At 54.8% G+C, this 11,319-nt stretch carries 9 protein-coding genes; 1 reads left to right on the top strand and 8 read right to left on the bottom strand.

Annotated elements, in window-relative coordinates; genetic code table 11:
- Positions 1–62: 62 nt before the first annotated feature.
- The 4 genes from F0319_RS14590 to F0319_RS14575 form a co-directional block, all read right to left on the bottom strand.
- On the bottom strand, positions 63–899 hold the full coding sequence (locus tag F0319_RS14590) for a collagen-like triple helix repeat-containing protein (RefSeq protein ID WP_240168103.1): 837 nt from the start codon (positions 897–899) through the stop codon (positions 63–65).
- Positions 900–928: 29 nt separating this feature from the next.
- Positions 929–1,243: a hypothetical protein gene (locus F0319_RS14585; protein WP_149367255.1), complete on the bottom strand. Its 315-nt coding sequence runs from the start codon at positions 1,241–1,243 to the stop codon at positions 929–931.
- A gap of 317 nt (positions 1,244–1,560) precedes the next feature.
- Positions 1,561–2,817 carry a valine--pyruvate transaminase gene (avtA, locus tag F0319_RS14580; protein WP_111964330.1) on the bottom strand — a complete coding sequence of 419 codons (1,257 nt, stop codon included), beginning with the start codon at positions 2,815–2,817 and terminating at the stop codon, positions 1,561–1,563.
- 183 nt (positions 2,818–3,000) lie between these two features.
- Positions 3,001–5,031, bottom strand: a complete 2,031-nt coding sequence (locus tag F0319_RS14575; RefSeq protein ID WP_149367254.1) for an alpha-amylase — start codon at positions 5,029–5,031, stop codon at positions 3,001–3,003.
- 314 nt (positions 5,032–5,345) lie between these two features.
- On the opposite strand from F0319_RS14575, the gene F0319_RS14570 reads away from it, so the two are divergent.
- Positions 5,346–6,170: a protein bax gene (locus tag F0319_RS14570; RefSeq protein WP_111964332.1), complete on the top strand. Its 825-nt coding sequence runs from the start codon at positions 5,346–5,348 to the stop codon at positions 6,168–6,170.
- A 39-nt stretch (positions 6,171–6,209) separates the two neighbouring features.
- Here F0319_RS14570 and xylR read toward each other — a convergent pair whose 3' ends face one another.
- From xylR to xylF, 4 genes are all read right to left on the bottom strand, one after another.
- On the bottom strand, positions 6,210–7,388 hold the full coding sequence (gene xylR / locus F0319_RS14565) for a D-xylose utilization transcriptional activator XylR (protein ID WP_021242460.1): 1,179 nt from the start codon (positions 7,386–7,388) through the stop codon (positions 6,210–6,212).
- 33 nt (positions 7,389–7,421) lie between these two features.
- Positions 7,422–8,603 carry a xylose ABC transporter permease XylH gene (xylH, locus tag F0319_RS14560; protein ID WP_041911621.1) on the bottom strand — a complete coding sequence of 394 codons (1,182 nt, stop codon included), beginning with the start codon at positions 8,601–8,603 and terminating at the stop codon, positions 7,422–7,424.
- Entirely contained in the window at positions 8,581–10,122 is a 1,542-nt protein-coding gene (locus F0319_RS14555; RefSeq protein ID WP_115876672.1) for a xylose ABC transporter ATP-binding protein, read from the bottom strand. The genes xylH and F0319_RS14555 overlap by 23 nt, the downstream gene beginning before the upstream one ends.
- Positions 10,123–10,194: 72 nt before the next feature.
- The gene (gene xylF / locus F0319_RS14550; RefSeq protein WP_111964335.1) at positions 10,195–11,187 is read right to left on the bottom strand and encodes a D-xylose ABC transporter substrate-binding protein; all 993 of its coding nucleotides are present in this window, start codon (positions 11,185–11,187) and stop codon (positions 10,195–10,197) included.
- Positions 11,188–11,319 lie beyond the last annotated feature (132 nt).

The raw sequence follows: 11,319 nt of genomic DNA, 5'->3' as shown, positions 1-11,319 counted from the left end.
TGGGGTAAGTGTCGCTGAATAAAGCGCCCCTGAACCAGGGGCGCAGACAGGCAATAAAAGGATTACTGTTTTGGCGTCAGTAGGCTCGAGGTTAACGTGTTGAGCCCGTTAATCGGGTTTGTCGTAGATGTGTTTTGGGTTGTGCCTGCATTGGCCGTTACACCCGCAGTCAGCGTATTGAGGGTGGTATTGACTGTTGTGCTCAGGCTATTGTTTGTGGCTGTTACATTGGCATCGGCCGTCAGAGATCCTGAGCCGCTGCCTCCGGTGGTTGATGTGGGTTTCACTAGCGTACCGCTATCCGTGACCGTCTGGCCGACATTTTGAACGACCTGACCGACACCGCTAAGCCCGCTATTGCTGCTGCTAATGTTGGTCCCCACGCCGCTGACGGTGCCACCCACCTGAGTCAGCAGACCGTTGACCGGTGTGCCGAGACCCGTTGTGGTGCCTACGGTTTGCGTCACGCCTTGTACTCCGCCCAGCGTCTTGTTAGCCAGGGTCGTGGTATCGGTTGTTACCTGAGTGACTGCGGGGCTGCTTACCGTGTTGGTGAGACCCGTGCCGGTGTTACTGACCAGTTGCCCGGTACTGTTTACCACGCTGCCCGTCAGGCCGGTTACGCCGCTGACCGGTGTTCCGGAAGTGGAACTCGCCAGACCCGTGCCTACCGTTGAAACGGTATTGCCGAGGGAGGTGACCGACGTGGTCACGCCTTTAACCGTTGTACCCACACCATTCGGGTTGTTTGGATCGCCAACGCCAGTCGTAACGCCTGTCCCCACGGTGGACACGGCACTGCCAACACCGCTGACGGTGGTTGAAACGGTTGACGTGACGGGATTATTTGTTGGAAGCTGGCTTCCGAGGCCATCCACAGTGGATCCGACGCTGGTCACGGTTTCACCAGCATCACCCAGTATCGTATTTACGCCTGCGGTAGTTGTTCCTCCACTGCCCCCTGAGCCTGAGCCTGAGCCTGAGCCTGAGCCTGAGCCTGAACCAGAACCCGTTCCGCCACCAGCGCCTGTCCCGGTACCTGAACCCGTTCCGGTGCCCGATCCGTTGCTGCCCGAACCGCCATTGCTCGCGGTTGTGCCACTTCCATCATCTGAGCCGCTGCTGCTTCCCGTTGCAGGGTTATTTTTGGCTGTTGAGTGAGATCCGCCACCGCTTCCACTACAGGCAGAAAGAGAGAACGCGAGCAGTACCGCAACAGCAATAGCGCTGATGCGACTAACATTATTAGGTAGCATATGAATACTCCACGCAAAAGAACGCCGAGCGGCGTATTAGTGAGTATATGCAGTATTTTTAAATATGCATGAAAGTGGCTGAATAAGGTATTTTTCTTCGGTGTAGGTGGTTATTTAAAATAACAATAAGTTAGGGGGTTTAATCGGTGCTTAATTATTGAGAGAGTAGTTAGCGGGCGTAAATTAAAGGAATATTCCTAAGAAAACTCAATGGGGATGATAAATGAAACGCTACAGGATATATCCTTATTGTAAGATTCAGATCACGGAAAAATAAGGCTCTTCATTTGAAGAGCCTAATTATTTAACAATTGCCTTCGAGCCAGGCTTTTTCGATTTCTTCGGCGAGAATTTTAACCCCCGCTTCGATTTTTTCCGGGTCGGGGACGTAGTTCATGCGCATGCACTGATGGGTATGCGGCCATGGCTTATCCAGTCCCGGGAAGAAATAATCGCCCGGAACCATCAGTACGCCGCGCTTTTTAAGGCGCTGGTAGAGCAGTTCGGTAGTGATAGGCAAATCCTTAAACCACAGCCAAAGGAAAATCGCTCCTTCAGGCTTGTGGATCAGGCAGCGTTCTTCCGGCAAATAGCGGCGAATTGTCGCGATTGTTTCCTGAACTCGCTGGTAATAGAAAGGCTTAATCACGTCATTCGACAGACGAAGCAGATCCTTGCGTTTGATCATCTCGCACATCATCGCCGGGCCAATGCCGCCCGGTGAAAGGCTGATAATACCGTTCATATTGGTAATGGCGGTGATGATTTTCTCATTGGCGATGATGATGCCGCAGCGGCTGCCCGGCAGGCCCAGCTTAGAGAGGCTCATGCACAGGACAATGTTCGGGTTCCACAGCGGACGTGCTTCGCTGAAGATAATGCCCGGGAACGGTACGCCGTAGGCGTTATCGATTACCAGCGGAATGCCGTGCTGATTTGCCAGTGCATCCAGCTTCATCAGTTCGTCATCGGTGATCACATTGCCCGTTGGGTTAGTCGGGCGCGATACGCAGATCATGCCCGTCTCTTCACCAATATGCAGGTGTTCAAAATCGACGTGATATTTGAACTGGCCTTCCGGCAGCAGCTCGATGTTCGGGCGCGCGGAGACGAACAGATCCTCTTCCAGGCCGGAATCGGCATAGCCGATATACTCCGGCGCCAGCGGGAACAGCACTTTTTTGGTGGTGCCGTCGGCGCGACGCCCTGCGAACAGGTTAAACAAGTAGAAAAATGCGCTCTGGCTGCCGTTTGTTAGTGCAATATTCTGTGGTTCGATATCCCAGCCCAGCTCGTCACGCAGCATTTCGGCGAGGAGTGCCAGCAGTTCGGTTTTACCCTGCGGGCCGTCGTAATTGCAAAGCGCATCGGTTGCTTTGCCGCTTTCCAGCATCTGAGCGAGCAGCGTCTGGAAATAGGTCGTCATCTCCGGAATTTGAGCCGGGTTTCCGCCGCCGAGCATGATTGCGCCCGGTGTGCGCAGCCCGTCGTTGAGGTCCTCCATCAGGCGAGTAATGCCTGAATGGCGGGTAAATTTGTCGCCGAAAAGTGAAAACGTCATAGCAGGTGATCTGTCGAGCTTATTTTGAAAGTGGGTAACCATAACGCTAGCACCGTGTTGGTGCAAATCGGGTGGTGTGGTCGGATTTGTTGTTTTATAGGGCGGGAGTGGGTTTGTGTAGTGAATAGTTCTGGAGCTCCTCCCCTCTCCCCATGGGGAGAGGGTTAGGGTGAGGGGTATGATCTACTGATTCCCCGCCCAGACGACCATCACCTTATCGCCATCATGTTCACGTACGAAGCCATACCCCTCTTTCAGCGACAGCGTGGTTTGTTTGCCTTCACCAATCGCCGGGTGGCGGGCGCGGAACTGACCCAGCGTTTGCCAGTGGGCGACGGTTAAGGCCTGCTTGCCCGTGACGTCCTGCCAGTTCATATCCGAGCGGGTGCCCTGCAGCGGGTCGGAGCCTGTCGGCCCGAATGGACGCTCGGACTCATCCCCGTAATAGATTTGCACGCTGCCCGGTGCCAGCAGAAGCAGCTCCGCCGCGCGCGGGCCCCCTTCTCGGAACAGACGAGTATCGTGGGATGAGAGATAGCTCAGCACGTTGAAGCTTTGCAGCTTCTCCGCCATCTGCTGCCAGGTGAGATCCATATCGGCCAGACAATCCACCGCTTTTGCCGCCTGTTCCTGATAATCAAAGTTGATCATCGCATCGAAGCCGTGGCGGTAATAATCGCTCTGCATGACGCCGTGGCCCCAGGATTCCCCGGTCATCCAGAACGGTGCGTTGTCGAGCTTTTTATCCGGGTGAGCGCCTTTCCAGGCAGCCAGTGCCTGGCTTGCCTGGTCTTTCAGCTGTTTCCAGGCCGCAAGCTCAACGTGTTTCGCCGTATCCACCCGGAAACCGTCGATGCCGTAGTCACGTACCCACTGGCTGAGCCAGTGGGTCAGGTAGTCGCGCGGGGTATAGCCCGGAATAGCTTTCGCGTGGGTATCGGGCTTGTGTTGATAGAAATTGGGTAACCCGGAAGGGACGGTGGATTCCGTTTTCAGGTCGGGCAAGAACGCCAGCGACATCGTTAAATCGTCGAAGCCGGGATTATCGTAATCACCGATGTCGGTACGGATCCATTTCTTACCCCACCATTTTTCCCATGCGGCCTTGTCGCTGAAGTTGATGTAGTCGTTGAAGCTATGCCAGCTTTGTCCCGCGCCCGGCTTCCAGTCCGTCCAGCGTTCTCCCAGCGTCTTTTTAAGTACATCACCCTGCAGGTACAGGGCTCCAAACTGATACTCCTGCATGTCTGCCAGCGTGGCATAGCCAGCGTGGTTCATAACGATATCGAACAGAATGCGGATCCCGCGCTTGTGCGCTTCGTCGACAAGATGGCGTAAATCATCTTCGGTGCCCATGTTGGCGTCGAGTTTTGTCCAGTCCTGGGTGTAGTAGCCGTGATAGGCGTAGTGAGGAAAATCTCCTTTGGTGCCACCGCCGACCCAGCCGTGGATCTGCTCAAGCGGGGAGCTTATCCAGAGCGCGTTCACTCCCAGCTGCTGCAGGTAGTCGAGCTTGCCGGCGAGTCCCTTGAGGTCACCACCGTGGAAGGTGCCTATCTCCTGCATACCGTCTTTATGGCGACCGTAGCTGTTGTCGTTACCCGGGTCACCATTCGCATAGCGGTCGGTCAGCACAAAATAGACGGTGGCATTTTGCCAGCTAAACGGCGCAGGCCTGTCGGTTTCGGCGCGCTCAAGCAGCAGCAGGCCGTTACTGTTGACGGCTGGCTGCAGAGTGATGTTTCCATTCTGCACCGTCGCCGTCTGTTTACTGTAGTAGTCGCGCACGACGGAGCCTTCCGGGAAGGTATGGCTGACGTCCAGCGTCAGCGGCTTACCGTCCCACTTCGGACACTGACGGATGACGTTTGCAACCGGCTGTTCTGCGGCGCTCTGAATCGTCAGCAGCAGGGTGGGCGTGCCGGAGCGGGTATCAATCCGCATCTGGTATTCACCGTCGCGGAAAAGGCGCCACTGCGGCGGCGTGCCGTCACAGGGCTTGAGCGACAGCATCTCATTGAGTTTTATCGCGCCTGTAGGCTGCCAGCACGTCTTGTCAAAACTCAGCGTAAGAGGACGCGTACCCTTCGCAAGCTTTGCCTGGCTGGTGAAGACCCCGGTGCCTTCGGCGCTAAATGCGCTAAACCTTGGCGATGACCAGTCGGCATGCGCCAGTGCGGGTAACATCAGAAAGGCTAATGCGGTACGTTTCATTCCTTTTTCCTGTCGCGGCATTTTTGACCAGTGTGCCATCAGACAAGGGGCAAAAACTCATCCCCTGTCGCTTTCCGCCAGGAGGATGCGTGAGGATGAGTGATCTCGCGCAAAATTAGGCAGTTATCTGCGATAGCGCACACAGTTTTTGTGGAATGATGTTTTTATGAGCAAGTTTCAGGTGACATAGTTTCGGAATTGGACTATTTCTATACGTGCTCTTGAAGTCTATTTTTGATATGATTTGAGATTCCGCTCTCAAATTTGTGAAAAAAATAAGGTGTTAGGATGATTACATCCGACCAGGAGACCTAATGATATCGACTCCCATTCGACGATATGGGGCTGCGATACTCATGTTACTCACCACGGCATTTTCGGGTGAGGTGCTTGCGAAGACGCACACGGATACAACGAGTAAGAAAGCCCACGTAATAAAGACGACAAGTAGTAAGGTTAGCAGTAAACAAGAGTATTCTCGCAATAGTGCAAAGAGTAGTTCACTTCCTGATTTGCGAAAATACCCTTCCGGAACACCAAGGAAAAAAGCGTTTCTCCGGACGGTAATGCCTTACATCACGAGTCAAAATGCCGCGATTACTGCGGATCGTAACTGGCTGATTTCCAAACAGTACGATAGCCGCTGGTCGCCATCCGAGCGCGCGCGTCTGAAGGATATCACCAAGCGCTACAAGCTGAGCTGGAACGGTAACACGCGTCGTGTGCCGTGGAATGCTCTCCTTGAGCGTGTGGATATCATCCCAGGCAGTATGGTTGCGACCATGGCTGCAGCCGAAAGCGGCTGGGGGACTTCTAAGCTTGCGCGTAGCAACAACAACCTTTTCGGCATGAAATGCGTGAAAGGCCGTTGTACTAATGCGCCGGGCAAGGTGAAAGGCTATTCGCAGTTTGAATCCGTGAAAGATTCCGTTAGCGCCTATGTGGTGAATCTGAACACGCACCCGGCCTACTCATCGTTCCGTAAATCACGCGCTCAGCTGCGTAAAGCGGACCAGGAAGTGACGGCCAGTACGATGATCCACAAACTGAAAGGGTATTCGACGAAGGGACAGAGCTATAACAACTATCTGTTTGCTATGTACCAGGATAACCAGCGCTTAATCGCCGCTCATATGTAATCGCAAAAAAACGCCTTCCACTGGAAGGCGTTTTCTTTTCTAGATCAGCACCTCGCTGTGGCGATCCCGATACTCTTTCGGCGTGGTGTCATACTCTTTGCGAAACACCGAATAAAAATATTGCAGCGACGGGTAACCGCACATCTGCGAGATTTCGTTGATCGACAGCGATGTGGAGATGAGCAGGCTGCGTGCTTTCTCCAGCTTTTCAGCATGGATGACGGCATGAATAGTTTCGCCCACCTCTTCTTTAAAACGCTTCTCCAGATTCGAACGCGAAATACCCACCGAATCCAGCACCTGATCGACCTTAATCCCTTTGCAGGCGTGGTTGCGAATATAGTGCATGGCCTGAATAACGGCCGGGTCGCTTAAGGAGCGATAATCGGTTGAACGACGTTCTACGACGCGAACAGGAGGCACCAGCAGGCGCTGAAGTGGCAGTGATTCTTTATCGAGCAGGCGATGCAGCAGCTTCGCCGCCTGATAGCCCATCTGACGCGTGCCCTGAGCAACGGAGGAAAGCGCCACGCGGGACAGATAGCGGGTCAGTTCTTCATTATCAATGCCAATCACGCACAGCTTTTCGGGCACCGGAATATGTAAGTGTTCGCAGACCTGCAGCACGTGGCGCGCACGCGCGTCCGTCACGGCAATGATACCGGTTTGTGGTGGCAGCGTTTGCAGCCAGTCAGCGAGGCGGTTTTGCGCGTGCTGCCAGTTTTCCGGCGCGGTTTCCAGCCCCTGATAGACCACGCCGCGATACTTCTCCTGCGCGACCAGCTGGCAAAACGCGTGTTCACGCTCAACGGCCCAGCGCTTGCCGCTGGTGGCGGGTAGGCCGTAAAACGCAAAGCGGTGGACGCCTTTCTCTTTTAAATGGAGAAACGCGGCCTCGACCAGGGCATGGTTATCGGTGGCAATATAGTGAACCGGAGGATAGTGTTCGGGCGAATGGTAGGAGCCGCCGACGCCCACAATCGGAACGTCGACGTCGGTCAGCAACTGTTCGATGACGGGGTCGTCATAGTCGGCGATGACGCCATCGCCCAGCCAGTCTTTGATGTTCTCCAGACGGGTGCGGAAATCTTCTTCAATAAAAATATCCCATTCGGATTGCGACGCCTGCAAATATTCACCCACGCCTTCCACCACCTGACGGTCGTAGGCTTTGTTGGCATTGAATAACAACGTAATGCGGTGACGCTTTTCAAACATGGCTCACTTCCTAATTAAGTCACAATACCGTTATCAGGCCCGTCGCTTGGTGGCCGAATCCATCCAGACTGCCAGTAAAAGAATTGCTCCCTTGACGATATACTGCCAAAACGTCGGGACGTCCATCATACTCATCCCGTTATCCAACGACGCCATAATAAATGCCCCCATGACCGCGCCCGCCACGCTACCGATACCCCCTGCGAGGCTGGTACCGCCAATGACGCAGGCGGCGATAGCATCCAGCTCTGCGATGTTACCGGCGGAGGGAGAGCCGGCGCCCAGTCTTGAGCTGAGGATCAGCCCGGCGATAGCGACCATCAGACCGTTAATGGCGAAGACCGCGAGTTTGGTGCGTTCGACGTTAATACCTGAAAGCCGAGCAGCCTCAAGGTTGCCGCCGATGGCATAAATACGGCGGCCAAACGCGGTGCGCGTGGCCATAAACATGCCGCCCAGCAGTAAAAGCGCCAGCAGCAGGACGGGGGTCGGGACTCCGCGATAGTCGTTTAAAAGCCAGATGGCGCCCAGCACAATGACCGCCGTGAGCGCCTGACGCCCCACCACCGACGTTGACGCCGGAGAAGCGAGCCCCAGCGCCTGACGGCGCATGCGTCCACGCCACTGCCATGCGACAAACGCCAGCAATCCCACCACGCCGATAGTAAAGCCTATGCTGTCTGAGAGGTAACTCTGGCCAATCTGCGACATGGCTGCACTGGTCGGGGAGACGGTGGTGCCGTTAGTGATGCCGATTAAGATTCCGCGGAAGGCCAGCATCCCCGCCAGGGTGACAATGAACGACGGCACTTTACGATAGGCTACCCACCAGCCGTTCCAGGCCCCCAGAACCAGACCCAGCACCAGCGTGACCGCCACGGTCAGCGGTAGCGGCCAGCCGAGCCATACGTCAAAAATCGCCGCCACGCCGCCGAGAAGTCCCATCATCGACCCGACCGACAGATCGATCTCCGCGGAGATAATCACGAACACCATGCCCACGGCCAGGATGCCGGTGATGGCGGTCTGGCGGAGCAGGTTGGAGACGTTTCGCGCGCTTAAGTACGAGCCATCGGTCATCCAGGTAAAGAACAGCATGATGACGATAATGGCCGCGATCATCACGAAGACCTGCAGGTTCAGCGCTTTTAGCCCTGCGAACGCACCGGGCGTCGGAACGGCGACTTTGATATCAGACGGATTGCTTTTCGACATGACGTTCGCTCCTTAAAGCGGCTTCCATCACCTGCTCCTGCGTCAGGTTCTGGTTAATCAGGTTGGCTTTCAGTTTCCCCTCATGCATGACCAGCACGCGGTCGCTCAGGCCGAGCACTTCGGGTAACTCCGACGAAATGACAATGACGGCAATCCCTTGCTGTACAAGCTGATTAATCAGTTTGTAGATTTCATATTTGGCACCGATATCAATCCCGCGCGTCGGTTCATCAAGGATTAATATGCGTGGATTAAGCAGCAGGCAGCGCGCCAGAATGGCTTTTTGCTGGTTGCCGCCGCTCAGGCGACCAATCGCCAGTTCCGGAGAGGAGGTTTTGACCTTCAGACGGGCGAGTGACTGGAGGATGCACTGCTGCTCCGCGGCATCGTCCAGGCTGCTCAGCGCACCGGAGAAGCGATCGAGCGCCGCAAGCGTAATGTTTTTCCCTACCGCCATGACCGGCACGATGCCGTCTTTTTTGCGATCTTCCGGCACCATGGCAATGCCGCGGGCGATCGCCTGCTGGCAGTTGTCGATTTTCACCGGCTGGCCGTCGATATAAATCGTGCCCTCCCAGCGCCCCGGCCACACGCCAAAAAGACACTGTACGGCCTCCGTGCGCCCGGCGCCGACTAACCCGGCAATACCAAGAATTTCGCCGCTGTGCAGAGAAAACGAGACGTTATTGACGCGCCTGATGTGGCGGTTAACGGGGTGCCACGCGGTCAGGTTTTCCACGCGCAGCACTTCATCACCTTTGGTGTGAGGCTCATTCGGGTAGAGCGCCGTAAGCTCGCGCCCTACCATCATGGTGATGATGTCATCTTCGCTCATCCCGGCGGCTTCACGCGTGCCGATGTGCTGCCCGTCGCGGATCACGCAGATGGTATCCGAAATGGCTTTAACCTCGTTCAGCTTGTGTGAAATGTAGATGCAGGCGATGCCGTGGTTTTGCAGATCGCGGATGATATTGAGCAGAACCGCGGTTTCCTGTTCGGTGAGCGAGGCTGTAGGCTCATCGAGGATCAGCAGCCTGACCTGTTTATTGAGCGCTTTCGCTATTTCGACCAGCTGCTGTTGCCCAAGGCCCAGGTCACCCACGCGGGTATCTGGTGAAATGCTGAGGCTCACCTGCGCCAGCAGCTTTTCACAGCGGAGCGTCATGGTGTCGTAATCCAGCACGCCGTGGCGGGAAATTTCGGCCCCGAGGAAAATGTTCTCCAGCACGGTGAGATGCTTCACCAGCGCCAGCTCCTGGTGGATGATGGCGATGCCTTTACGTTCGGTATCACGAATGTGTGTCGCCTGGATAACTTCACCGGCAAAGACGATTTCGCCTTCGTAGCTGCCGTGCGGGTAGATCCCGCACAGCACTTTCATCAGCGTCGACTTGCCCGAGCCGTTCTCGCCACACAGCGAAACCACTTCGCCGGGGTTCAACCGGAGGCTGACGTTATCGACGGCTTTCACCGTGCCGAAGCGCTTGGTGATGCTTTTCATTTCAAGTAAATAAGGCATAACTGCTCCACATAACCCGAGGGAAGAACAGTACAACGTGATGCGCCCCCGCAAAGCAGGGGACGCGCCGGATTACAGTTCGCTCTTCTTGTGGAAGCCGTCTTTAATGACGGTGGCGTCAATGTTCTCTTTATTGACTTCAATAGGGGTGAGCAGGCGAGCCGGAACGTCTTTCAGCCCGTTATTCAGCGTGGCGTCTGCTTTAGGTTGCTTGCCATTACCCAGTTCCACGGCGATTTCCGCCGCCGTATTGGCAAGCTCGGTAATCGGTTTGTAGACCGTCATGGTTTGGGTGCCTGCGATGATGCGTTTTACGCCAGCCAGATCGGCATCCTGTCCTGAAATGGCGACTTTACCGGCCAGCCCCTGTGCACTCAGGGCCTGGATAGCACCGCCTGCGGTGGCATCGTTGGAGGCCACAACCGCATCAATTTTGTTGTTGTTGGCCGTCAGCGCGTTTTCCATAATCTTCAGCGCGTTTTCTGGCAGCCAGCCGTCGGCCCACTGATCGCCGACCACTTTAATTTTCCCGTTGTCGATGTACGGCTTAAGGACTTTCATTTGCCCTTCGCGGAACAGCTTGGCGTTGTTATCCACCGGAGAGCCGCCCATCAGGAAATAATTGCCCTGAGGCACTTTGTCGATCAGGCTTTGCGCCTGTAATTCCCCGACTTTTTCATTGTCGAACGAAATATAATAATCAATGTCCGCATTATTAATCATGCGGTCATAGGCCAGGACTTTAATGCCTTCCTGTTTGGCTTCTTTCACCACGTTACTTAATACCTGGCCGTTATAGGGGATAATGACCAGCACATCGACGCCACGGTTAATCATATTCTCAATCTGCGACATTTGTGTTTCTTCGTTGCCGTTAGCCGACTGAACAAACACGCTGGCGCCGAGGGATTCTGCTTTTTTAACAAAAATATCGCGATCTTTTTGCCAGCGCTCCAGGCGCAGGTCGTCAATCGCCATGCCAATTTTGACCTCTTTGGCATGTCCTGCAAAGCTTGCAAGGAGGAGCGTAGTGCAGAGCGTTAGAGTCAGGTTCTTTATCTTCATAATTATTAGGCCTTTTTGTAGGGGTATATGTTGCTGAGATAAAAGAAACATTCACTGCTGGGACGCAGCAAATTTTTAACGCGGAAAGGCGGGCTGGCAATTACAGATTTTTATCTTCGCATTATGATATTT

Origin of the sequence: Enterobacter vonholyi (assembly GCF_008364555.1) — a bacterium.
Taxonomy (GTDB): Bacteria; Pseudomonadota; Gammaproteobacteria; order Enterobacterales; family Enterobacteriaceae; genus Enterobacter; species Enterobacter vonholyi.
Note: the sequence above shows the minus strand (reverse complement) of the source record. Positions and strands in the feature narration are given on the sequence as shown.

Excerpts from the sequence above, each read along its gene's own strand:
- xylR (WP_021242460.1), bottom strand. The coding sequence starts at position 7,388 with ATGTTTGAAAAGCGTCACCGCATTACGTTGTTATTCAATGCCAACAAA.
- F0319_RS14570 (WP_111964332.1), top strand. The coding sequence starts at position 5,346 with ATGATATCGACTCCCATTCGACGATATGGGGCTGCGATACTCATGTTA.
- avtA (WP_111964330.1), bottom strand. The coding sequence starts at position 2,817 with ATGACGTTTTCACTTTTCGGCGACAAATTTACCCGCCATTCAGGCATT.
- xylH (WP_041911621.1), bottom strand. The coding sequence starts at position 8,603 with ATGTCGAAAAGCAATCCGTCTGATATCAAAGTCGCCGTTCCGACGCCC.
- F0319_RS14575 (WP_149367254.1), bottom strand. The coding sequence starts at position 5,031 with ATGAAACGTACCGCATTAGCCTTTCTGATGTTACCCGCACTGGCGCAT.
- F0319_RS14555 (WP_115876672.1), bottom strand. The coding sequence starts at position 10,122 with ATGCCTTATTTACTTGAAATGAAAAGCATCACCAAGCGCTTCGGCACG.
- xylF (WP_111964335.1), bottom strand. The coding sequence starts at position 11,187 with ATGAAGATAAAGAACCTGACTCTAACGCTCTGCACTACGCTCCTCCTT.
- F0319_RS14585 (WP_149367255.1), bottom strand. The coding sequence starts at position 1,243 with ATGTTAGTCGCATCAGCGCTATTGCTGTTGCGGTACTGCTCGCGTTCT.